Annotated in this window: 20 protein-coding genes; 10 read left to right on the plus strand and 10 right to left on the minus strand. The window is 62.7% G+C overall.

Annotation, left to right across the window (positions count from 1 at the left end; translation table 11 throughout):
- Nucleotides 1–46 precede the first annotated feature (46 nt).
- Both QMK32_RS00625 and QMK32_RS00630 read right to left on the minus strand, forming a co-directional pair.
- Nucleotides 47–1,051, minus strand: a complete 1,005-nt coding sequence (locus QMK32_RS00625) for an NAD-dependent epimerase/dehydratase family protein (RefSeq protein ID WP_283472377.1) — start codon at nt 1,049–1,051, stop codon at nt 47–49.
- Nucleotides 1,051–2,445: a WS/DGAT/MGAT family O-acyltransferase gene (locus QMK32_RS00630; protein ID WP_283472378.1), complete on the minus strand. Its 1,395-nt coding sequence runs from the start codon at nt 2,443–2,445 to the stop codon at nt 1,051–1,053. The genes QMK32_RS00625 and QMK32_RS00630 overlap by 1 nt, the downstream gene beginning before the upstream one ends.
- Nucleotides 2,446–2,503: 58 nt before the next feature.
- Here QMK32_RS00630 and QMK32_RS00635 point away from each other — a divergent pair, with 58 nt between their 5' ends.
- Both QMK32_RS00635 and QMK32_RS00640 read left to right on the plus strand, forming a co-directional pair.
- On the plus strand, nt 2,504–3,799 hold the full coding sequence (locus tag QMK32_RS00635) for a WS/DGAT domain-containing protein (RefSeq protein WP_283472379.1): 1,296 nt from the start codon (nt 2,504–2,506) through the stop codon (nt 3,797–3,799).
- 48 nt (nt 3,800–3,847) lie between these two features.
- On the plus strand, nt 3,848–4,714 hold the full coding sequence (locus QMK32_RS00640) for a PE-PPE domain-containing protein (RefSeq protein ID WP_283473132.1): 867 nt from the start codon (nt 3,848–3,850) through the stop codon (nt 4,712–4,714).
- 7 nt (nt 4,715–4,721) lie between these two features.
- Here the strand turns inward: QMK32_RS00640 and QMK32_RS00645 are convergent, their stop codons facing one another.
- Nucleotides 4,722–5,084, minus strand: coding sequence for a VOC family protein (locus tag QMK32_RS00645; protein ID WP_283472380.1), 363 nt, complete (start codon nt 5,082–5,084; stop codon nt 4,722–4,724).
- A gap of 67 nt (nt 5,085–5,151) precedes the next feature.
- A complete protein-coding gene (locus QMK32_RS00650; RefSeq protein ID WP_283472381.1) occupies nt 5,152–7,053 on the minus strand; it encodes an alpha-amylase family protein in 1,902 nt (633 codons plus the stop codon).
- A 77-nt stretch (nt 7,054–7,130) separates the two neighbouring features.
- On the opposite strand from QMK32_RS00650, the gene QMK32_RS00655 reads away from it, so the two are divergent.
- Complete coding sequence (locus tag QMK32_RS00655; RefSeq protein ID WP_283472382.1) at nt 7,131–8,297, plus strand: winged helix DNA-binding domain-containing protein; 1,167 nt, start codon at nt 7,131–7,133, stop codon at nt 8,295–8,297.
- Nucleotides 8,298–8,300: 3 nt separating this feature from the next.
- Here QMK32_RS00655 and QMK32_RS00660 read toward each other — a convergent pair whose 3' ends face one another.
- Complete coding sequence (locus QMK32_RS00660) at nt 8,301–9,305, minus strand: MDR family NADP-dependent oxidoreductase (RefSeq protein WP_283472384.1); 1,005 nt, start codon at nt 9,303–9,305, stop codon at nt 8,301–8,303.
- Nucleotides 9,306–9,624: 319 nt separating this feature from the next.
- Between QMK32_RS00660 and QMK32_RS00665 the strand changes: the two genes are divergently transcribed.
- Complete coding sequence (locus QMK32_RS00665; protein WP_283472385.1) at nt 9,625–9,969, plus strand: cupin domain-containing protein; 345 nt, start codon at nt 9,625–9,627, stop codon at nt 9,967–9,969.
- Nucleotides 9,970–10,197: 228 nt separating this feature from the next.
- On the opposite strand, the gene ychF is transcribed toward QMK32_RS00665, so the two are convergent.
- Genes ychF through QMK32_RS00680 form a run of 3 tightly spaced genes read right to left on the minus strand, consistent with a single transcriptional unit; the run spans nt 10,198 to nt 12,471 of the window.
- The gene (gene ychF / locus QMK32_RS00670; protein WP_283472386.1) at nt 10,198–11,277 is read right to left on the minus strand and encodes a redox-regulated ATPase YchF; all 1,080 of its coding nucleotides are present in this window, start codon (nt 11,275–11,277) and stop codon (nt 10,198–10,200) included.
- Between the two features lie 12 nt (nt 11,278–11,289).
- A complete protein-coding gene (locus QMK32_RS00675; RefSeq protein ID WP_283472387.1) occupies nt 11,290–12,087 on the minus strand; it encodes a TIGR03620 family F420-dependent LLM class oxidoreductase in 798 nt (265 codons plus the stop codon).
- 57 nt (nt 12,088–12,144) lie between these two features.
- Entirely contained in the window at nt 12,145–12,471 is a 327-nt protein-coding gene (locus tag QMK32_RS00680; RefSeq protein ID WP_283472388.1) for a CD225/dispanin family protein, read from the minus strand.
- A gap of 174 nt (nt 12,472–12,645) precedes the next feature.
- On the opposite strand from QMK32_RS00680, the gene QMK32_RS00685 reads away from it, so the two are divergent.
- From QMK32_RS00685 to QMK32_RS00705, 5 genes are all read left to right on the plus strand, one after another.
- Nucleotides 12,646–14,931, plus strand: coding sequence for a carbon starvation CstA family protein (locus QMK32_RS00685; RefSeq protein WP_283472389.1), 2,286 nt, complete (start codon nt 12,646–12,648; stop codon nt 14,929–14,931).
- Nucleotide 14,932: 1 nt separating this feature from the next.
- Entirely contained in the window at nt 14,933–15,103 is a 171-nt protein-coding gene (locus QMK32_RS00690; RefSeq protein ID WP_283472390.1) for a YbdD/YjiX family protein, read from the plus strand.
- Between the two features lie 65 nt (nt 15,104–15,168).
- Nucleotides 15,169–16,614 carry an AlkA N-terminal domain-containing protein gene (locus QMK32_RS00695; RefSeq protein ID WP_283472391.1) on the plus strand — a complete coding sequence of 482 codons (1,446 nt, stop codon included), beginning with the start codon at nt 15,169–15,171 and terminating at the stop codon, nt 16,612–16,614.
- Complete coding sequence (locus QMK32_RS00700; protein WP_283472392.1) at nt 16,611–17,108, plus strand: methylated-DNA--[protein]-cysteine S-methyltransferase; 498 nt, start codon at nt 16,611–16,613, stop codon at nt 17,106–17,108. The genes QMK32_RS00695 and QMK32_RS00700 overlap by 4 nt, the downstream gene beginning before the upstream one ends.
- 95 nt (nt 17,109–17,203) lie before the next feature.
- Nucleotides 17,204–18,418, plus strand: a complete 1,215-nt coding sequence (locus QMK32_RS00705; RefSeq protein WP_283472393.1) for an AI-2E family transporter — start codon at nt 17,204–17,206, stop codon at nt 18,416–18,418.
- On the opposite strand, the gene QMK32_RS00710 is transcribed toward QMK32_RS00705, so the two are convergent.
- Both QMK32_RS00710 and QMK32_RS00715 read right to left on the minus strand, forming a co-directional pair.
- Nucleotides 18,397–21,387, minus strand: a complete 2,991-nt coding sequence (locus QMK32_RS00710) for an AAA family ATPase (protein ID WP_283472395.1) — start codon at nt 21,385–21,387, stop codon at nt 18,397–18,399. The genes QMK32_RS00705 and QMK32_RS00710 overlap by 22 nt on opposite strands.
- 10 nt (nt 21,388–21,397) lie before the next feature.
- Nucleotides 21,398–22,597: an exonuclease SbcCD subunit D gene (locus tag QMK32_RS00715; protein ID WP_283472396.1), complete on the minus strand. Its 1,200-nt coding sequence runs from the start codon at nt 22,595–22,597 to the stop codon at nt 21,398–21,400.
- A 134-nt stretch (nt 22,598–22,731) separates the two neighbouring features.
- Between QMK32_RS00715 and QMK32_RS00720 the strand changes: the two genes are divergently transcribed.
- Nucleotides 22,732–23,898: a DNA recombination protein RmuC gene (locus tag QMK32_RS00720; RefSeq protein WP_283472397.1), complete on the plus strand. Its 1,167-nt coding sequence runs from the start codon at nt 22,732–22,734 to the stop codon at nt 23,896–23,898.
- Nucleotides 23,899–23,905 lie beyond the last annotated feature (7 nt).

Below are 23,905 nucleotides of genomic sequence, written 5' to 3' on the forward strand. Positions count from 1 at the left end.
TTCTACGAATACCCCTGGGGTGGAGCTGAAGTCACGCGGAGCTCGGTCACAACCGTCCGACGCTGCGCAGGCCCGCGACCGTGGCATCGAGCGTGTCGAGAGACCCGCGGTAGTGCACTCCCAGATCTTCCTCGCTCGGCGAGTCGTCTGAAGGCGGCATCTGCGTGTAGTACTGCATCGCGGCCTCGGAAATCGGTGACCGAGACACGGGGGTCTCGATCGGTGACACCGAATCGACGATGTCGGATGCTCGCCCCAGCAGTCGCAACGCGACGTCGGGAACGGGAACCGGAAGAACTGTCGTGCCCGTGATCTTGCGGAGCATCTCGGCAATCGACGCGATCGGTATCCGCTTCCCACCCACCATGTAGCGACGCGGCCCACGCCCGGGTTCGAGCAAAGCCGCATGCACCGCCGCGAGATCACGGACGTCGACGACTGTCCAGGCTGCGCTGCGTCCGGGCAGCATGCGCATTTTCAGAGCGGATTCGACGCCGTCTGCGGCTTCACCGAACTGGTCACCCGCAGGAGGCCCGAGCACCATGCCCGGGTAAGTGATGACGACCGGCGCACCGCCGTCCTGCATTCCGCGTGCGTAGAGATCGACCTGGGACTTGGTGCGTCCGTATGCATCGGTTCCACCGACGACCGGAAGATCGGCGCGAAGCATGTCCAACTCCGGACGAAACAGGGCCGTGAAGCTCGAGACGTGCACAATCGGATCCAGGCCCAGTGCGGCGGCAGTTCCGAGCACGTTCTCGGCACCCAGCATGTTCGTCGCGATCATCTCCTCGGCACGAGATGGATCGGTAGCGACGACCGCTGCAGCATGAACGACACTGTCGCAGCCATCCATTGCCCGCGAGATCGAGTCGGCGTCGGTGATGTCACCGAGGCGAAAGTCACTGACGTCCAGGCCTATCTGGGCTGCGCTCGTCTGCAATCTGTCAGGATTTCTGACCAGGAAACGAACTTCGTGTCCGGCGTCGACGGCTGCCTTCGCGGTCCATGCCCCGACGAAACCGGTACCGCCGGTGACGAGCACCCGCATCAGCTCTCCTTTGTTCGTGTTTGTGCTGCCTCGAGAAGCTCGGCGAGCGACTCGCCCATTGCGTCGGCGAGCCGGTCCAGATCTGGTGTTTGTTCGCGGTCTGCGATAAGACCGATGTCGAGGCGCCCGTCGCCGGACATGACGGTGATGTTGAGACCGGCACCGTGCAAGATCGGTCCTAGAGGAAACATTCCGGTTACCTTGGCCCCGAGGAAATACAACGGCATCGGTGGACCGGGGACATTCGACATCACCAGGTTGTGCACGACGGGGTGGTGCTGCGCAAGATCGAGTGCCGCGTAGGCACGCATGGCCGCGGCAAATGTTGCTGGAGAAGCAAATTGAGCCCAGTCCTGCAACAGGGTCGCACCGATTTCCCTGTTGTGCTCCTTGCCGACCTCATGGCTCGCGGAGATCGCGAGCAATCGTTCTACCGGGTCGTCTATGTCGGTGGCCAGAGATGCGAACATTGCCGATACCTGATTGGTCCCTGGTCTGCTGCTTTTCTCGTGTACCGACACCGGGACGACGGCGATGAGCGAATCTTCCGGTAGACCGTCGGACTTTTCGAGATAGATACGGATTGCACCCGCACACATTGCCAGCACGACGTCGTTCACCTTGGCGTCGAATGCGTTCTTGATTTCCTTGACGTCGGAAAGCTTCAGTTGCTCGAAGGCAACGCTGCGGTGCCGACTCAGTGTGCCGTTGAATTGCGTTCGCGGTGCTACGAACGGCGGCGGCATGGCCCGCCCGCTTCGAGCTCGCCCGATCCACCCGGTGAGGGTTCGTACCGTGGCGGGAAGAATACTGAGTGCCTGCAAAGGCCTGCTCGCGAAGGAAACTGCACTTCCCACCGCAAGGTCGAAGTTGTTGACCGATCCGACCCCCGGTGATGGTGGAAGTGGTTCCGCATCCCGATCGATGCTGCACAGTAGCGAAATAATGTTCGCTGCCGAGATTCCGTCGACGGTCGAGTGATGCATCTTCAGAAAAATGGGAGTCTTGCCGTTCTTCGCCCCTTCGAGCACCCACATCTCCCACAGCGGCCTCGAGCGGTCCAGAGGTTGCACGGAGAAATGCGCACAGGCCGCCGCGACTTCGTCTTTGCCGGCGGGCGCGGGGAGGGTCATGCGATAGAAATGCTTGTCGATGTCGAAGTTCTCGTCTTCGACCCAGACAGGGTGGTCGAGATTGAAGACGCTGTCGTGGAGCTTCTTACGGAGCGTTGGAATGCCCTCCAGCCGACGCAATAGCTCGACCTTCAGGGCATCGGCGTCGTAGTCGACGTCATCACCCACCGCTTCGAGTTCGATGAGACCGCACACATTCAGTGGCTGCTCAGGGGTTTCGAGGTATAGAAAGCTCGCGTCCAGTCCGCTCAACCGTTCCATTCGATTGACATTAGAACGTGTTTCAGTTTCTCGCTGAGATTTCGACTATTCTGTGCAGATGTCCGGACGTTTACACCCGACCGACGCGCAGGCCTATTGGATGTCTTCGAAAATTCCGAACGACCAATTTCTGCTCTATTGCTTCGACGCGAGTACCGCTGCCGTCGACGTCGTGGATCAACTCGTGTCGAATGCCCGGCGCGTCCCCGAACTCGGTATCCGCTTCTCCGATGCCTTCGGCTATCCGCGGACCGTGCCGATGACCGTCGGACCGCAGCAGGTCATCACGCATACCCTGCCCGAGGGAACATGGACAGGATGCCTGCGAGCCGTCGCCGAGCTGTTCGCCCGCCCCGTCGACCCACTCGAAACTCCTTGGCTGATTCATCTTTTCGACTCCGTCTCCGGCGCCCCACGATGCACCGGGCCCGCACTTGTTGTAGTGCTACAGATTTCGCACGCCCTCGGTGACGGCCGTGCCGCCTCCTCGCTCGCACGACAGCTGTTCGGTGAGCGTGATTTCTCCGTACCTCTACACAACCCCCGCGGACGCTTCCGTCCCGTCGAGTTCATCACGCAGTCGCGCCGCGCCCAAGCACTCGAAAGGTCACTCGCAGCCGACACCGCTGCGAGGCTGATACCCCCGCAGTCGGCCGGCAGAAAAAAGATCCGCGTCAACGTTGCCCCAGCAGGTGAGACGAGCATTCGAACCGTCGTCCGGGACCGTGCCGAGTTGAGCGGTCCTGGGGTTACCGTCACAGTCGGCGCCATCACGGCGGTGTCCATAGCCCTGTCGAACTATCTGAGACTCTGCGGCGACCCGGTTCCGGAGTTGCTCGGCGCAGAGGTCACCTTGGGAAAGAGCGGGCCGCGGCGGGCCCGCAATCACTTTCGTAATGCGGGGATCGATCTCTATCCCGGCATCGTCGACCCGCTCGAGCGAGCGAAGTACATTTCGGCAGCCCTCCGCGATCGTCGTGCACGTGCCGATCATCCTGCTATGGCTGCAGAGGCTCTCGCGTCCGAGATGGTGCCCGCAGTACTACTGCGATGGGGAATCCGTCAGTTCGACCCCACCGTGATACCAGATACGGTCACCGGCAATACCGTCGTGTCGAGTGTGAATCGTGGATCCGCCGATCTCACTTTGGGCGGGGGGCGCGTCCGATTCACCGCAGGCTTTCCGGCGCTGTCCCCGGTCATGAGCCTCACCCACGGCGTTCACGGAATCGGCGACATGGTGACCATCAGCGTCACCTCGAGCGCCTCGGCGGTGAACGACCCGGATGTCTACGCAGGACTCGCGCACGACGCGGTCGACGAGATGGCCGATCGCCTCGGCCGACCTGTTTGACAGACTCTTCTCAGCATTGTGGGGGTGCTGGCCTCAGACTCCTCGCGCATGCTGGTGGACATGACGCAGATGACGGTGCTCGCAGTCGGTGGGACCGGAGAATCTCACCCGGACGACGACCGCACCGAGGTCTCCGGACTACTGAGCAGCGTCACCGACGAACTGGATGAAAGATTCGACGGACGGTGGGTCGGCTACCCCGCGTCGTATGGGCCGGTGGCAGTCGGTGGCCTCAGCTTCTCGCACAGCACCGAGCTCGGTGTCCGACGTCTGATCTCGGCGATCCAAGTAACCACGGGACCGATTGCACTCATCGGCTATTCCCAGGGCTGTTCGGTCATCCGTGAAGTATTGGGCCTTCTCGCACGGGGCGAGGTGCACCTTCCTGGCGTCGCCGCCGCCGGGTTGATCTCCGATCCCCAACAACCTGCGGGCGCCGTGCCCGAATGCTCAGGACGTGGGGTTGCCGGGGACGGACCGACGATTCCGGACTCGGTCGCGGTGATCTGGATCGGGCAATCCACGGACATGATCTGCAATGCAAGCGACGACAGCTACATTCGCGACATCGCCGACCTCACCCGATCGATGTCGTTTCGCACTCCGAAAGTGTGGCTACAGCAACTGTGGATACTGCTGCGTAGCAATGGCTTCCAAAATGCTGCCAAGACACACCTGTCGCCGAAGCAGTGGCGGAGAGACATACGACGCCTGCGCGTCGCCGCCACCGAACTCAGCGGATATCTGCCCAGGACATTGGCATGGCGGAGGTGGCGCATATCCAATCCGTCCGGAGATCGCCACATCGCCTACGCGAGTGAGCCCCTCGATGCGAGCGGTCTGACCGGTTGCCAAATCTTGGCGCAGTGGCTGCAGGTACAGGCAACGATGGCCCCGGTGTCATACGCAGCGTGAGTCCAGGTCAGCGCAGGCACAGACAGAAGAGATGACCGACGGGATCGCGGAACACGGTGAAACTCGGCTGATCGAGTGGCCCGGTCACTTTCGTTGCGCCGAGCCCCACTACATATTCCTCGGAGGCGGCCATGTCGTCGACGACCAGATCCAAGTGAACCTTGATCCCCTCCGACGGCCATTCCAGCGGAACGAAGTCCTCAGCCTGCTGAAACGCCAATCGGAGATTGCCCGGGCCTTGGAGAATTGTCCAATCCTTCTCCGACCGGACGATGTCCCAACCGAGCATCTCGCCGTAGAACCCGGCCAGGGCTGCGGTGTCGGGGCAGTCGAGGACGATGTAGTCCATGTCGATCGCAGGTCGTGTCATGGGTGACAGCGTAATGAAGAGAACGTCTCCAGTGACCGAAGGCCGGCGGTTCCGGTGATACGCGCAGTCAGATGATCCACCATGCGGCGTAGGGCGGCATCCATACCGAACCGAACTCGTCGGCCATCACATCGTGCTGTGCGAGAACTTCCCGAGGGTGTTCGACGCCGAGATCGAGCACATGCGAGTACGGAAACGGCCGATGCTCGGCGGTCATGTTGAAGAATGCGACGAGGGTGCCACTGGGGTGGCGTCGACGGACCACCAAGAGCCCGTCGTCGAAGTCGGTCGGCAGGTCCACCGGCGCCTCGGCGTGCAACATCGGTAGGCCCGCGCGGACCCTGGCGATACGTGCGATCCCGTCGAACACCCGCTGCTCGTCGGTGCCGGCTATCAGGCGTCGTGCACGGTCTTCGTCGGTGATGCGGGGACGGTGGACCCAGCGATTGTCCTCGCCATGCCCCGGTTCGGCGGCCCACTCTGCGTCACCGGGGGATCCCAGTTCGTCGCCGCTCCACACGACGGGGATGCCACCCCACACCGAGATGACGGCGTGCGCGAGAAAGATGCGGGCGAACGCTCCGTCCGGATCGCGCCTCGACGGGCCGAGTCCGGTCAATGCTGCTGAGGTGCCGCTGATTCGGCGGTCATCGGTCTTTTCGTCGTGTTGAAATACGAGCCCTTCGGCCCAGGAACCATCGAATTCACCGCTGTACCACTCGGCGAGAAAGTGACGGTGCCCTGCGCCCGTCAACCCCAGTGCGGTGGCGTCGCCGTCGTCGATCGCCCAGCCGATGTCGTCGTGGCATCGGACGTACGTCACCCAGGTGCCGCCCGGCGGTGTCGGGGGTAGCGACGCGAGGGCGTGCCGAGCCAGCGCTGTACTGCCGGTCGCCAGCATCGACCACACTTGCACCATCAGACTGTTGTGGTACGCGATGTCGGAGACCCGACCGGTGTGCTGACCGAGACCGAGGTAGGGCATCAGATCTCGGGGCCCGACGATCGCTTCGGCCTTGAACAACACGGACGGCGCAGCGAGCCGCGCAGTTGCCCGCAGGGCCTGGGTGATGGCGTGGACCTCGGGCTGATTCTGACAATTGGTTCCGAGTCGCTTCCACAGGAACGCGATCGCGTCCAACCGAAGAACTTCCACACCGCGGTTCGCAAGGTGCATGACGATGTCTGCAAACTCGAGCAGCACATTCGGATTGGCCCAGTTCAGGTCCCATTGCCACTCGTTGAAAGTGGTCCACACCCACTCCCCCATGTGGTCGTCGAAGGTGAAGCTGCCCGGCGCGAAGTCGGGAAACACCTCGGGCAGCGTGCGTTCGAACGAATCCGGGGTACTCCGATCGGGGTAGATCAAGAAGTAGTCACGAAACTTCTGGTCACCGGAGCGCGCCTTCTCTGCCCACTCATGCTCGCGAGCAACATGATTGACGACGAGATCGACGACGAGGCTGATTCCACGCTCACGTAGCGTTCTCGCCAGGTCGGCCAGGTCCTCATTGGTTCCCAGGTCGGGGCTCACGGATCGGTAATCCATGACCGCATAACCGCCGTCGTTGTCGCCGGGGCGCGTTGCCAGTAGCGGCATGAGGTGCAGATACGTCACGCCCAGGTCGGTGAGATGATCGAGTCGCTGCCCGAGTCCCGCCAATGTGTCGTCGTACCGATCGACATAACAGGCATAGCCGAACATGTCTGGCCGTTGAAACCAGTCGGGCCGAAGAAGCCTGCGTTCGTCCAACCGGTGCAACTCCGGCGGGCGCTGTGCAAAGCCGGTAGCAGCAGATTCCACCAGTCGCGACACTACGGCGTCGGGGTCCGGATAGATCGCGGTGACGGCGTCGTGAAGATCGGGCCACCACAGTTCGTACCTGAGCTGGAAAGTTTCTCGTCGATGAGCCGGGAGGCCCGCCAGGATCTCGAGCGTAGCTGCGGAGTGGGCCGGCGGGACAACCATGCCTGCATCATGGCACGACGGCATGTCGATGCCCTCCAGATCCGATGCCCTCGAGATCGGAGAGGCACACTGTCGGAGTGAAGATCACCGACGCCCAGCGCCGTGCCCACCTGGCCACACGTCACTTCGCGGACTCTCCCACCGCCGAGGACGTCGTCTCTTCGCTGCTGGCCTTGCACGCCACCGACCCTGCGACGGTGTATCTGTCGGTGCTCGCCCGCGCCCGATCGCTGTCCATCGAAGATGTCCGCACCGCCATGTACGACCGCCGAAACCTTGTGCGCCTCATGGCGATGCGCCGCACCCTGTTCGTAGTCGCGCACGATGACGTCCCGATCATTCATGCGGCAGCAAGCGTCGGGGTAGCCCGAACGATGCGCGCGAGACTGATCAAAGAAGTGTCGACGCTTCCGACCGAACCCGTCATCGAGGATGTGCCGGGTTGGCTCGATGCCGTCGAGAAGCAGGCGGAGGAAGCGTTGAGGGCCGCCGGCTCGGCGACGGGTGCGGAGTTGTCGGCTGCGGCGCCGCTGCTGAGAACCGCTCTACTCCCCACGACCGACAAGGCGTACGACGTCAAGCGTTATGTGACTTCGCAGGTGTTGTCGATGATGGCCGCCGAAGGGCGCATGGTGCGCGTCGAACCTCGCGGTTCGTGGACATCACGCAGACACGGGTGGGCGCCGATCGATCAGTGGTGGCAAGGCGGTATTCCGCCTCTCGACGAGGCCGAGAGTCGCCGCGAGCTTGCACGACGCTGGCTCGACGTGTTCGGGCCCGCAACGCTCGACGATGTTCAGTGGTGGACCGGTTGGAACAAAACTCAGACGCGAGCCGCAGTTGCCGGCCTCGACACCGTCGAAGTCGAACTCGACGCCGGGGACGGGATCATGCTGGCCGACACTGTCTTGCAGAAGGGCCGGACCGGTGTGTTGCTGCTTCCCGCGCTCGATCCCACACCGATGGGGTGGAAGCACCGCAGTTGGTACCTCGGCGAACACAAAGCTCCACTGTTCGACACCTACGGCAACATCGGTCCGACGATATGGTCCGATGGCCGCATCGTCGGCGGATGGGCCGTCACGCCAGCCGGTGAGGTGGTGACCGAATTGTTCGAGGAGGTCGGTTCGGGAGTCGAGGCAATTGCCGCGGAGGCAGGAAGGATCACCGACCTGCTCGACGGGACCGCGGTTGTCCCGAGCTTCCCTACGCCGCTGGAGAAGCGGCTTCGAGGGAAGAAATAGCGGTCAGCTCTGAAGTTGTGACGGCACCGACACGATTACCCGGCCCGAGCTGCCGCCGGTCAAAAGTGACACGAACGCCTCGGGAATGCGATCGATCCCATCGAATACCGTGTGCAGGCTGCGAATCTTGCCCTCCCGCAACCAACCACCGACCTCGGTTTCGAACTGGTCGCGAAGATCCTCGTGTGACGTGACAGCGAAGCCCTTCATAGTGAGTTCCTGGTAAATGAGCCGGCGGTAGTTTGCCGGACCGCCGCCGTCCCCGACTGCGCCGCAGATCACCGCTCGACCACCGAAATTCAGTACCTCTAGCGCAGCTTCGAGTTGCTCGCCGCCAACATTGTCGTAGTAGAGGTCGATGCCGTCGGGTGCAGCATCGCGCAAGAGATCGACGGCAGGGCCGTCATGGCGATTGATGGCTTTGTCCGCACCGAGTGCGTCCGTGAGGAGCGCGACCTTGTCGTTGGAACCGGCGACACCGATGACCGTTGCTCCACGCGCCTTGGCGAACTGTACGACGCAGCTGCCCACCCCGCCCGCCGCACCGGAGACGTAGACGACGTCCTCGGGCTGAACGTCACCGACGTGAATCAACCCGGTGTATGCGGTGAAACCGACGTGCCCGAGAACCGTGAGGTGAGCGTCGAGACCCCCATTCGACTCCGTGTCGGCAATCTTGCGCAGCTCATCGGCTTCCACGACAGCGGCCGTGCACCACGGAACCTTGCCGACGGCGAGATCTCCGGGCTGAAAACCCTCGACGCCCGACTCGAGCACTTCGACAACGGCGTCACTGGACGGGACATCACCGACGCCGATCCCCGGACCGTACGCCGTGCCTTCACCGCCGAGACGGTGGGCAAGTCCCGCGTTGAGGCCGAGCCTTCGGATACTGACGAGAACCTGCGTCTTTGTCGGTGAAGGGACTTCTTTGTCGAACACGTCGAAGTTCTCCGCGCGGACATTTCCATCCGGCAGCGCCGTCAACTGCACTTCTCGACCGAGCATATTTCGACTGTACTGAGTCAGTCGGGGTCCGCGGAGTAATCGATTCAGGCTGCAGCGCGGACGTTTCCTACACATCCATGCAGAAACAGTGGTCGCGCCTTTACTTTGAATTGTCACCGCCACGAGGAACCAGGGCCGAAGAATCGCCGACGAAGCCCGCCACAACGTCTCGTTGGGCTACCAGAGCAATTGAGTCCATTCGATGCCAGCGAGTCTCCTGGCCGCTGCAGACTGGACAAGGGCGGGATAATTGGCGAACACATCGACGTCAGCGGATTGAGGTTGTCTCTGTGGGTTCTGCGCACGGGAGGACAGGACGATGAGCGAAGAGCAGCTGGGGCCAGAGACGAAGGGGGTCGTGGTCGAGTTGTTGTCGACGGTTGACCTCGGCTCCGAGATCCAGGGCATGGACGGGTGGCAGCTGCGCACACGCATGGTGACCATGCAACCGGGAGGTGTTTTCGGCCCGGTACATGACCACAAAGGCAGACCGGGAACGGTCTACGTGCTACAGGGAACGATCACGGACCATCGGGACGGGATCACCACCGAGTACGGGCCGGGTATAGGTTGGCCCGAAGACCGAAACACGCTCCATTGGCTGGAGAACAGAGGAGAAGTTTCGGCTGTGGAAATCTCGGTCGATGTTGTCAGAAGGCAGTAGGCCTTCTCTCGCCAAGTGGACACCATCACCGAAGGAGCCCTGCGTTGACGCGATACCTGATCGCGTTCGACGACTGAGCGATGACGAACATTTCGAATACCGAGTGGCCGGTCGGGGGCACGCGGTGATGCGTGACACCCACGAGGACATGCGTCTCCGTGGGTGAACCGATGTCTTGGCGGACACCTCGTAGTCACGGGTCCACGGGGTAGTCCACTCGAACCTCGGTTAGACGTTGAAGCGGAACTCCACGACATCCCCGTCGACCATGATGTATTCCTTGCCTTCGATCCGGACTTTGCCTGCAGCCTTGGCTGCGGCCATGGATCCGGCCTCGATGAGGTCGTCGAAGCTGACGACCTCGGCCTTGATGAATCCACGCTCGAAGTCGGTGTGGATAACGCCGGCAGCCTGAGGCGCGGTGGCGCCCTTGTTGATCGTCCACGCGCGAGCCTCTTTCGGGCCCGCCGTGAGGTAGGTCTGCAATCCGAGGGTGTGGAAGCCTGCGCGAGCCAGGGCGTCGAGACCCGGTTCGGTCTGGCCGACTGATTCGAGCAGTTCCGCGGCAGATTCGGCGTCGAGTTCGAGCAGTTCGGACTCGATCTTCGCGTCGAGGAACACGGCATCTGCGGGTGCGACGAGGCGGGCAAGCTCGCCGACCTTTGCGTCGTCGGTGAGCACACTCTCGTCGGCGTTGAAGACGTAGAGGAACGGCTTGGTGGTGAGGAGCTGGAATTCCTTGAGCAGCTCGAAGTCCAGCTTGTCCTTCTGGGAGAACAGCGTCTTGCCCTCGTTGAGCACTGCCTGGGCGGCAATGGCGGCGTCGAGTGCAGGCTTGCGGTCCTTCTTGATCCGCGCCTCCTTCTCGACGCGCGGGATTGCCTTCTCCAAGGTCTGCAGGTCGGCGATGGCCAGTTCGGTTTCGATGACCTCGATGTCGGCGGACGGATCGACACGGCCGTCGACGTGCACCACGTCGTCGTCAGCGAAAACGCGGACGACCTGGCAGATGGCGTCGGCTTCGCGGATGTTCGCGAGGAATTTGTTGCCGAGTCCGGCACCCTCGGAGGCACCCTTGACGATCCCTGCGATGTCGACGAACGACACCAGCGCGGGCACCAGCTTCTCCGAACCGAAGACCTCGGCAAGCTTGCCCAGCCGCGGATCAGGCAGCGCAACGACGCCGACATTGGGCTCGATGGTCGCGAACGGGTAGTTCGCGGCCAGCACATCGTTGTTGGTCAGCGCATTGAACAGGGTGGACTTGCCGACGTTGGGCAGTCCGACGATTCCGAGGGTGAGGCTCACGGTCTATGGAGTCTACTTTGGACGCATCACCAGCCCCGACAGTGCCCGGCCAGCAGCGACGGTCGGAGAGCCCAACGGGGCCAAGACGACATGATCGGCCCCTGCACGCAGGTGCGCATCGACGCGTTCAGCGATGTCCTCGACGGTCCCCCACGCGACCACGGCATCGACCAGCTTGTCGCTGAGCTGATCGACATCGTCGCTGGTGAAGCCCATGCGAAGAAAGTTCTGGCGGTAGCCGTCCACGGTCGCCAGAAATGACAGCGGCTCGCGGGCGATCGCGCGGGCACGCCCGGGATCGTTCTCCAGCACGACGAATTGGTCGATCACCAACGTTCGATCCGGCCCAAGGAGTGCCCGAGCGGCCTCTGTGTACTCCGGGGTGACCAACAACGCCACCGCACCGGCCGCTCGACGTCGGGCCATCTCCAGTTTCTTGGGACCGAGCGCCGCGAGAATTACTCGGTCTGAAGGAACGTCGAGTTCGTCGAGGTATGCACTCAATCCTGCAAGAGGACGGGCTGCCTGTGGACCACCCAGCCCGAGAACGAACCGGCCCGAAGACTCGAGTTCGCTGTACAGCTGGGCTGTCGCTGGCGCGCTGTAGCGGTCGACCGGGACGATGCCGGGCACGACTTTCACCGACTCGGTCGCGTGCACGAGATCGGCGAGCCGGTCGAGCCGGTCGATTTGGCCGCCCGGCAACCACAGGGCGCTGTAACCGAGCGACTCCAACTCACGAGCATCTTCGAGATACGAGTGAGAGACGCCGATGGAGAAACCGATCTTGCCGAGTCCGAGTGTGTCCATGCGAGCGATACTAAAACGCTTCGCGCCCAACAAGAGCCGTCAGACCCCTTACAACCGCTAGCTGTTGGCGACGATCAGCGCGATGAACAGGATGTACAGCAGGAAGAATCCGAGAAAGAGCCCGAGCGACAGCTTGCCGAAGAACCCTGCCCGCTTCGAGGAGTACTCCGCGCCCTGAATGTCCCCGATCAACCACAGTGGGTGAACCTTCAATGCATGGTTGAACGCCGAGATCGCCAGCGGCCAGAAGAAGATGACAGCAACCACTGCCCAACCCGCATTGGACGCCGGCATCAGTGGTGCCTGCGCGTAGGGCTGTGCATAGGGCTGCGCGGTCGGATATGGCTGCTGCTGGTACTGGGGCTGCTCGTACGGACCTGACATTGTGGAATCCCCCGATGATCGATGAAGGACAAACAATACGACGAAGTCGGTGCCGGTACCGTTCGGCGCACACTGACGACCTTCGGGCCCATGGCAATCACAGAAATCCCCGACGCGTGCCATCCGCGCACATAGGGTGATCACAGTCACATCCGCGATGCATGGAGTCGTCACATGACACTGAAGCCGCCCGGTAATCCACACGTCGAGTTGTTGAAAACGGATCCAGATCTCCCCCCGGTGGGCGTTGTGGACACCAGTCCGATGACGACGGCAAAGCGACTGATGTTCGTCGTGATCGGCTTGCTCGGCGGCCTTGCGTGGGTCGTCGTCGCAATCATCCGCGGCGAGAACATCAACGCCGTGTGGTTCGTGATTGCCGCCGTGTGCACCTATGTCATCGCCTTTCGTTTCTACGCACGCTTGATCGAGAACAAGATCATCCACCCACGCGACGACCGGGCAACCCCTGCGGAGATTCTCGAGAACGGTAAGGACTACATGCCGACGGACCGTCGGGTGTTGTTCGGTCACCACTTCGCCGCGATTGCAGGCGCGGGCCCCCTCGTCGGCCCAGTTCTCGCTGCCCAGATGGGTTATCTCCCCGGGACGATGTGGATCATCATCGGTGTCGTGTTCGCGGGAGCCGTACAGGACTTCCTCGTCCTGTGGATCTCGACGCGTCGTCGCGGACGAAGCCTCGGCCAGATGGCTCGCGACGAGCTCGGTGTCGTCGGCGGAATCGCCGCTCTGATCGGCGTTTTCGTCATCATGATCATCATCATTGCGGTACTTGCGCTCGTCGTTGTCAACGCGTTGGCCGAGAGCCCGTGGGGCGTGTTCTCCATCGCGCTGACCATTCCTATCGCGCTCTTCATGGGCGTCTACCTGCGATTTCTCCGCCCGGGCAAGGTATCCGAGGTCTCGCTCATCGGCGTCGTACTCCTACTGCTCGCGATCGTCTCAGGCGGCTGGGTCGCCGAAACCGGCTGGGGCACCGACTGGTTCACACTCTCCAAGGTCACTGTCGCCTGGCTTCTCATCGGCTACGGTCTCGCCGCATCGATCCTGCCGGTGTGGTTGCTCCTCGCCCCACGTGACTACCTGTCGACCTTCATGAAAGTGGGCACCATCGCCCTGCTGGCGATCGGTATCCTCATCGCCCGCCCGGAGATTCAGATGCCGGCCATGACGTCGTTCGCGACCGAGGGCAACGGCCCTGCGTTCTCCGGCTCACTCTTCCCGTTCCTGTTCATCACCATTGCGTGCGGTGCTCTCTCCGGCTTCCATGCGCTGATCTGTTCCGGCACCACTCCGAAGCTGCTGGAGAAAGAAAAGCAGATGCGGATGATCGGCTACGGCGGCATGCTCACCGAATCGTTCGTTGCGATCATGGCTCTTGTCACCGCGTGCATCCTCGACCAGCATTTGTACTTCGCCCTCAATGCACCAGAAGCACTCACCGGCGGAACAGCGGAAAGTGCGGCCACCTATGTGAACGGTCTCGGGCTCGGTGGTGCCGACATCACACCCGATCAATTCACCCAGGCCGCAGCAGCTGTCGGCGAGGAATCGATCATCTCGCGCACCGGCGGCGCACCCACCCTCGCGTTTGCAATGTCCGAGGTCCTGCATCAAGTCTTCGGTGGCGAAAGCCTCAAATCGTTCTGGTACCACTTCGCCATCATGTTCGAGGCACTTTTTATCCTCACCACCGTCGATGCCGGAACCCGCGTGGCACGTTTCATGCTCTCCGACAGCATCGGCAACCTTCCCGGCGCGTCGGCGAAGAAGTTCAAGGACCCGTCGTGGCGTCCCGGCGCGTGGCTGTGCTCGTTCGTGGTTGTTGCGGCGTGGGGTGCAATCCTGCTCATGGGTGTCACCGATCCACTCGGCGGCATCAATACGTTGTTCCCATTGTTCGGTATCGCCAACCAGCTTCTTGCCGCGATCGCACTCACCGTCGTGATGACCATCGTCGTCAAGCGCGGATACTACAAATGGGCGTGGATTCCGGGCGTTCCGTTGATCTGGGATCTCATCGTCACGATGACCGCGTCGTACCAGAAGATCTTCTCCGACATCCCTGCCATCGGTTACTGGAAGCAGCACAGCATCTTCGTCGACGCGAAGGCTCAGGGGCTTACCGAGTTCCAGAGCGCGAAGACGTCCGAGGCGATCGATGCCGTCATCCGCAACACCTTCATCCAGGGCACCCTGTCGATCATCTTTGCGGTGTTGGTCCTCATCGTTGCCGTGGCCGGCCTCATGGTGTGTATCAAAGCCGTTCGGGCAGGCGGGCTCCCGAACAACGAGGACCCCGAGGTCCCGTCGAGAATATTTGCGCCCGCAGGTTTCATCCCCACAGCCTCGGAGAAGGCGATCCAAAAGGAGTGGGACACACTGATCGCCGACGGCACCGTCCGAGCGCCCGGCGCCGCACGCGCCGGACACCACTGATATGCGCGGACTGCTGTGGTGGATCACCTCGGTGATGGGAGACAAGGACTACGAGCACTACCTCGCCCACATGAACCGAGTGCACCCGAACGAGCCGGTCCTGTCCGAGCGCCAGTACTGGCGGGAGCGTTACGCCGAGGCCGATGCACACCCCGGGGCCCGCTGCTGTTGACGCTCCGCACACCGATGGCTGATTTCCGCTAGCGCAGCGCGTCCACCGGTGACACAGTGGATCGCATGGAGCTGGACTTCGAGCGGTGCTATCGGGCCGTATCTGCACGTGATACCCGCTTCGACGGGCAGTTCTTCACCGCCGTGCGCACGACGGGCATCTACTGCCGCCCGTCGTGTCCGGCCGTCACGCCCAAGGCGAAGAACGTGCAGTTCGTTGCGACGGCGGCGGCAGCGCAACAGGCCGGGTTTCGAGCCTGCCGACGGTGCCAGCCCGACGCCACCCCTGGCTCACCACAATGGAATATCAACTCGGACCTGGCTTCCCGAGCGATGCGGCTCATTTCCGACGGCGTGGTAGAGCGTGGCGGCGTGGACTCGTTGGCTAATTCACTCGGGTACTCCACCCGTCAGCTGACACGGGTTCTCAGCGCCGAGATCGGAGCCGGACCGTTGGCATTGGCGCGCGCGCATCGAGCGCACACGGCTCGGACGTTGATTCAGACCACTACTATGTCGATGACAGACATCGCCTACGCGGCCGGGTTCTCCAGCGTTCGCCAGTTCAACGACACGGTCCGTGACGTGTTCGCGGTGAACCCCACCACGTTGCGCGCCGAAGCCACCCGAACGAAGACCCTGTCCAGCAACGGGACCGTCACACTTCGACTCCCCTACCGCCAACCCTTGGACCGGACCTGGCTCGAATGGTTCCTTCGGGGCCACGCCGTGCCAGGTGTGGAGTCCTTCGACGATCGAACCTACCGTCGATCCCTTCGCCTCCCACACGGACATGGCATCGTCGGACTTCGGATCGAGGACGGTTACGTCGACACGACGTTGAGCCTGCACGACATGCGAGACCTGGCCCCCGCCGTGGCCCGGGTCCGACGCCTGCTCGATCTGGACGCGGACCCAGAGGCCGTGGACACTGCTCTGTCAGCGGATCCGGCTCTGGCACCCAATGTTGCGGCCCACCCGGGTATACGCGTCGTCGGAAATGTCGACGGCACAGAGTTGCTGTTACGGACCATGATCGGCCAACAGATCTCCCTGGGTGCAGCTGCCACGCACACCGCGCGCCTGGTCGAGGCGCTCGGCAACCGGATCGAGGACCCCACGGGCGGCACCATCACCCGACTGTTCCCCGACGCGTCCGCCGTCGCCGAACACGGACACGAAGTACTCACCGGCCCCAAGGCGCGAGTCGGCGCGATCATCGGGGTGGCCGACGCGATCGCGTCGGGCAAGATCGAACTGCACGTCGCGCGATCGGCCGAAGACCTCGAACGAGACCTGCTGGCACTCAAAGGTATCGGCCCGTGGACCGCCCGATATGTAGTGATGCGATTGCTGGCCGACCCAGACGTGCTGCTCGACACCGACCTCGTCGTCCGTCAGGGCGCCGAAGCGCTCGGCATCCCCCTCACCGATACGAGCCGATGGGCGCCGTGGCGCTCGTACGTCTCGATGCACCTGTGGAACATCGCGCTCGAAAGAAGAGGACTATGACTGCAACTGCCGCCACGACCGACACCCCGATCGGACCGTTCACCGCCATAGTCGACACCGAAGGCTGCGTGCTGGCGTCGGGATGGACTGCAACTACCGAAGACCTGCTACCGCTGATTCATAAGTCGTTGCGGCCCAACGACATCCGGATGGTATCGAACCTCGGCAGCATTACCGCGGCAATCCAGGACTACCACCGCGGCGAGCTCACGGTCATCGACGACATACCCGTCGCACAACAATCCGGCGAGTTTCTGATGCATGCGTGGAAAGTACTTCGGACCGTTCCCGCCGGATCGCCGGTGACGTACTCGGAGTTCGCGGACATGGCCGGCCGGCCGGCCGCCATCCGCGGCGCGGCATCGGCCTGCGCACGCAACGCAGCGGCATTGTTCGTTCCGTGTCACCGAGTCTTTCGCATCGGTGGCGCACTCGGCGGTTTCAGATGGGGATTGCCTGCGAAGACCTGGCTACTGGCGCACGAGGCAGCCTGAGGATTGAGCGCGTCGACAGTTGGGTAGTACAGGCAATCGAGACGTTAGAGTCACTCGGGTACCCGAGTCCGAAGCCACCGAAAAGGACAACCGACGTGACGGAACAGACAGTGCCCAACGGTAAGCCTGGGCGCGATCGTGGCGACCTCATCGGAGTCGGTGGAGTGTGGCTGGCAAAGTGGTCGCTGATCCTCGTATCGGTAGCCGCTGGGGCCTGGGTACTGGGCTGGATCATCTCAGCGCTGTGGGTAGTCATCCTGCCTTCGCTGCTAGCGATCATCGTGGCGACCGTCCTGTGGCCGCCGACCAAGTGGCTCATGCGCGTCGGAATACCGCCTGCCCTCTCGGCCGCGACTTCGCTCATCGTGTTCTTCCTCGTCATCGGCGGCGTCATCACATTGATCGTTCCGTCCGTTGTCGACTCGGCTCCCGAACTCGTGGACAAAGCGACCCAGGGCGTGTCCCAGGTCCAGAATTGGCTCAAGGGCCCACCGATCAATCTGCAGGACGAGCAGATCGACAATGCCGTCTCGGCCATCACCTCCCGTCTGCAGGAAAGCGGAACCGCAATTGCCTCGGGCGTTTTCAGTGGTGTTTCGGCAGCGAGCTCGATTCTCATCACCCTGGCGCTTGTTCTCGTACTGACGTTCTTCTTCGTCAAGGACGGGCCCAAATTCACTCCGTGGCTGCACGGCTTCGCCGGTGGTCGTGCAGGAAGACACCTCGCCGAGATCCTGGCACGAATGTGGGCGACGCTCGGCGGGTTCATCCGAACCCAGGCCGTCGTCAGCTTCATCGATGCATTTTTCATCGGACTCGGATTGATCATTCTCAATGTGCCGCTGGCACTCGTCCTGGCCACGATCACTTTTCTCGGCGGATTCATCCCTATCGTCGGCGCGTTCGTTGCGGGCGCCTTGGCCGTATTGGTTGCGCTCGTCGCCAACGGACCGACGACCGCGCTGATCGTGTTGGGCATCATCCTCGCTGTTCAGCAGCTCGAAGGAAACGTGCTGCAGCCAGTTCTGCAGAGCCGGAGCATGAATCTGCATCCCGCGATCGTGCTGTTGGCCGTCACCGGCGGTGGATCGGTGTTCGGCATTGTCGGCGCCTTCCTCGCTGTGCCTGCCGCTGCCGTAGCCGCAGTGCTGATTCGCTACGTCTCCGAACAAGCCGACGCACGCTCCAACGAGGCCAGCCAGGCAGAACTCGAAGAGTCGGCGCCGGATCCGGACGAACTACTGACCGACGAGAAAGACGAAGACGAAGACGAGAACGAAAAGTCCGGTCAGGATGCCGAAAAGAGCTGAAGCCTCGACCCGTCCCGTTCACGGATGACGTGGAGCCTGCTCGGTATTCGTTGACGCATCTCGTCGACGTGGGAGACGATTCCCACCACACGCCCGCCGGCCCTGAGTTCGTCCAAAACCCCCATGACCGATTCCAAGGTGTCGGCGTCCAGCGTGCCGAAGCCTTCGTCGATGAACATCGTGTCGAGGACGACTCCGCCTGATTCTGCGGCCACGACGTCCGCCAGCCCGAGAGCAAGCGCCAACGACGCAAGGAACGACTCTCCTCCCGACAGTGTCTTCGCCGAACGGACGACTCCGGTGTAGTCGTCGCGGATATCGAGGCCCAATCCGCCACGCCTCCCGCGAGATTCAGCCTCGTCGGAATGAACGAATTCGTATCGTCCCGCTGACATACGCTGCAACCTCGCCGACGCCGACTCGGCGACGTCCTCGAGGCGCGAGGCCAATACATACGACCGGAGTGACATCTTTCGAGCATTCTGTCCTCGACCTGCAACGACGTCGGTCAGCGCAGCCAATTGGTCGTGTTTGGCCTGCATCGGTGCCGAGTGGTCGACTGCGGCCCACAACTGTGCGGTCAGTTCTTCCACTTGTTCGAATCGTCGCTTGCATTCGGCCTGGCGCGCTACGGCACCATCGAGTTCGACGGCAGCAGTGTCGGCAGCCTCCTGCCAGGGTGCCGTCTCCACCTGTTCGGTGTCGGTGTCTTCGATGGCTGCGATCGCAGGTTCGGCAAGAACCTGCTCGGCATGAGCGCGAATGTCATGTGCTGCAGCGAGTTGCTTCTCGATGCTCCGGACTCGCTCGGCGGGGATCACCACGGCCGCTGCATCCTCGGCGGATTCGAAGCCGGATTCCGACACCTGCGCTGCCAGTCGCTCGGCGATCGCCCCGCTGATGTCGGCCGCGCGAGCAGCAGCGACCCTCTTGTGTTGAAGATCGGTGGCGAGTGCGATCAGCTTCTCGAGGCGCGCCACACGCTGATCGAGTGTCTCCTCACCGTCGACGGTGGCGGCGACACGTGCGCGCATCCCCTCGACGGAACTCCGAACCTGAGCCGCCCGTGCAGCGAGACCCGCTGCAGTGGATCGATGCTCGGCAATGACGGAAGCGAGCCCGTGATCCTCCGACCTGAGGTGAGCCAACTCGGCCCGAAGGTCGTCGAGTGAAGCCGCAGCTGTCCTTGCTGCCGTCAATCGAGTAGTCACCTCGTCGAGGGCCACCACCAGTTCATCGCTACCGCGGCCACCGGAACGAGCAATGAGTGCATCGAGCACCCGGACCAGCTCGGCCGCTTCCGCAGTCCGAAGATCCTCGGCAGCGGCCGCTCTACGCTCGGCACTGCTCGCCTCGGCTTCGTCTGCCTTCGTGACCGTCGAGTCGGCGACCGACGCAGGCTCCGGGTGAGACCGTGATCCGCAGACTCCGCACGGGCCGCCGTCGACAAGCTCGGTTGCCAACTCCGCGGCCATTCCGGTGAGACGTCGTTCTCGCAGATCGAGTAGATGTTCCCGAGCGTCGTTGTGCGCCGTGCGTGCCGCTTCGCGAGCCGCCTCGGCCGAGGCGAGCGCGGTTCGTGTCTTCGTGAGTTCGATTGCCGCCTTGACTGCATCGGAGACAGCGGCGAATTCGGACTCGAGCGCAGGCACATTCGCGGCAGCGTGCACAGCGGTGGTCACCGCAAGTTCTGTTGCGGCGATCGCCGCAGGCAACTGTTCCCTGAGGACCAGCGCAGCGTCGACAGCCTTCTCGACGGCTCTACACTCGGACGTCAGCTCGCGAGCAACGGCCTCCTCCGCATCGGCACGAAGAGCCAACTGCCGCATCTCCTGGAGGCCGACCACCGCCGTCGTCCACTCGCGTACAGCGTTGGCGACGACCGTACGACCGTCGTCCGTATCCGAGGACGACGAGGCAAGGACCATCTCGGATCCATCGATCATCGCCAACGAGCCGCGCACCGACTCTGCGTCACGCGCAGCGAGGTCGTAGGCCCGTGCGGTTTTCGCATACTCGGCGGCGAGCGTCGCGATAGGGCCTGCAGCAGCAGACCGTTCGACTTCTCGGCGAATCACGTCCCGCTCGGGGGCCGCCCGGTGGAACTCGGCCAACTGCTTCCGCGCGAGGTCTCGTCGTTGCCTCAACACGAGGAGAGTTTTGTGGCGATCGAGTGCCGAGGCGGCGAGCTCGGCCTTGCCTCGCGCAGTTGCGAGCGCTGTCGACGCCGCGGCGTGCGCACCGCGAGCACGTCCCAGAACATCGGTGGCCCACTCCATCGGTTCACGGTCGAGTTCTTCGTCCTCGCCCGAGGCCGTGGCGATCCGACCGCGCAACTTGTCGATGGCAATGCGCGAAGACTCCATCAACGCTGCGCTGGAACGCCTTTCATTGGCGAACCACTGTTCAACATCCCCGAACCTGCTGGTGTCGAACAACCTCTCGAGGAGATTGCCGCGCTCTTCGCTGTCCGCACGCAGGAACCGAGCGAACTCACCCTGAGGCAAGAGGACGACCTGAAAGAACTGATCTGCACTCATCCCGAGTGCGGCGCCTACTGCCTCACCGATCTCGTCGAGGCGGGTCAAGTTCTGCCCGTCACCGTCGAGCCACGTCAGGCTGGCCTTGGCGTTTTCCTTGGTGATACCGGTCCTCCCGCCCTTCTTGGGCCGCATGTACTCGGGAGAGCGAACGATCCGGACGCGTCTGCCACCGAGAGTGGCTTCGAGCACCACCCTGGGCACCGCACCGGGCGCCGCATGGTCGGATAGAAGACGCTTGCCTTCTCTGCGCGCACCCGGAACCGTCCCGTACAGGGCGAAGGCGACGGCGTCGAGAACAGTGGTCTTGCCCGCACCGGTCTGACCGTGGAGCAGAAACAGTCCGTCGGCACCGAGGGCGTCGAAGTCGACGGATTCGGTTCGAGCGAAGGGACCGAATGCAGTGATCTCGAGTCGATGCAGTCTCATGCCGGTCGGCTCATGCGCTGCGTCCGGACAACTCGTACTGCTCGACACGCTCGTCGTCACGGGAAACGTCCTCGCGCTGCACCGCAGCCAATGCCCGTTCGAGCAACGAAACCTCCCGCGCTTCGGGAGTACTTCGCATGTCGGTGACGAACGAGGTGGCAATGTCGATATCGGTGCGACCGCGCACGCGATCGCGATACCGCAGCTCGGAAGTGCCTGCAGGACGTGACCATTCGAGATGAACAGCATGTGGGAAGCGGGTACGCAGTGCGCGCATGGCATCGACCGGACGAATCGGATCGGTCAGGACAGCCGACACGTAGCGCTCTTCGGCATCGGCGAATTCGCTTGCAGTAGTCAGCTCTTCGACGGTGCCTTCGATCCGGCTCAACCCACGGACGACCGGCAGATCTACACGCTCGACCGTGCCCAGACCATCCGCATCGAGCTGAAGTATCCACACAGCTTTCCGATGAGACCGCTCACCGAACGAATACGGCAACGGCGAGCCCGAATAGCGCACACGGTCGGTCAGCGTCTGCGGAGAATGCAAGTGTCCCAGCGCAACATAGTCGACACCGTCGAATGCAGATGCCGAAACGGTCTCGACCCCACCTACCGAGATCGAACGCTCAGAACCCGTCGCTTCACCGCCGACGACGAACGCATGCGCAAGCACTACCGAACGCACGCGATCCGCACCGCTCCGTCGGCCGTCGAGATCTGCGGTGATGCGCTCCATCGCTGCGTCCAACACATCCGCGTGCGACCGCGCACCGGGAACGTCGAGTTCGATCCGCGTGGTTTCCGGCTCCAGATAAGGAATTCCGTAGAAGGCAACCGGGCCGAACTCGTCGTCGATCACCACCGGAGTACCTACATCGCCCACCCGGGTCATCAGATGCAAACCGCCTGCCGAGGCGAAGGCAGCGCCCGCACCGAGCCGCGCCGGCGAATCATGATTGCCCGACGTCGCCACGATGACAGCACCTGCCGCGCGGATGGCTTCCAGTCCCCTGTTGCACACGAGGACCGCATCTGCGCTCGGCACGGCGCGATCATAGATGTCACCCGGCACGACCACCACGTCGATTCTCTGTGCCGCAACCAGATCCGCGATGGACGCCAGCACAGCAGCCTGGTCCGCAAGCAGGTCGACGCCGTGGAACGTGCGGCCGATGTGCCAGTCCGAGGTGTGCAGGATCTTCATGAATACGACGCTAACGGAGGCCACCGACAAACTCGCTCAACCGCTACGGCCAGTCGGCCGCTGCGCACCCCGAGGTGGAAAGGCACTCCGGCTGGTCCGAGAGTCTGTCGGTACCGTCGGGCATCATCTGCGTCATGAACGCACTTACCGCTGTCGGGATGGCATTCGCCTTCGCTCTCGGGGCAGCCATCGGATGGTTGTTGCACTCGAGCAGGTTCGGAGATCGTGCGGTGCGCGCCGAGGCACAGTTGGCGGCACTTCGCGACAACGAGGCGCTGCTGCGACGGTCTCTCGATGCCGTCAACGAGGATTCGGCTCGCAGGCATTCAGGAGCAATCGGCCAACAGGTGTCACATTTGGTGGAACCGCTGCACGACGCCGTGGACGCGCTCACCGAGCAGGTAAGGCAGGTGGAGCACAGCCGAATCCGTGCGTACGCCGGGCTGACCGAGCAGGTAACCGGGATGCAACGCGCATCGGTTCATTTGTCCACGCAGACGTCCCAACTGGTCACCGCATTGCGTGCCCCGCAGATTCGTGGACGTTGGGGTGAGTTGCAACTCGAACGGGTCGTCGAGCTCGCCGGCATGGTCAAGCACTGCGATTTCGATACCCAGGTCACCCGGGGAGGGGTTCGCCCGGACATGATCGTCCGGTTGGCGGGTGGTCGGCAGATTGTGGTGGATGCCAAAGTCCCGTTCGCGGCCTATCTCGACGCCGCGCAAGAGGAAGACGCCGACGCTCGAAGCAAGCAGTTGACTCGACATGCTCGGCATCTGCGAACACATGTCGATCAATTGTCGGCCAAGGAATATTGGCGCTCTTTCGAACCGACGCCCGAGTTCGTGATTCTCTTCGTTCCCGGTGATCCGTTTCTCGACGCCGCGCTCACGTCCGATTCGTCACTGCTGGAATATGCATTTACGAGAAATGTGATACTTGCCACCCCCACTACTTTGGTCGCTCTTCTACGCACGGTTGCGTACACGTGGAAGCAGGAGTCGCTCGCCGAGGATGCCGCTCGAATTCAGAAGCTCGGGCGAGAGCTGTATTCCAGACTCGGGGTCGTTGCCACGCACCTGGACAAGCTCGGCGGGCATCTCGGCAAGGCAGTGGACTCGTTCAACTCCACCGTGTCTTCAGTCGATTCCAGGGTCACCGTGACAGCACGCAAACTATCCGAGCTCGAGCTGTTCGATACCGAAGTCGTCGAGGTCCGCCGGGTCGACAGCCGACCGAAAGTGTCCGATTCGTCGCATCCGTTGCACCAGTTCGGTCACGTCAGCGACGCAGTCGGGTGATCAGCCG

Origin of the sequence: Rhodococcus sp. H29-C3 (assembly GCF_030063405.1) — a bacterium.
In the GTDB taxonomy this organism is placed as follows: Bacteria; Actinomycetota; Actinomycetes; order Mycobacteriales; family Mycobacteriaceae; genus Rhodococcoides.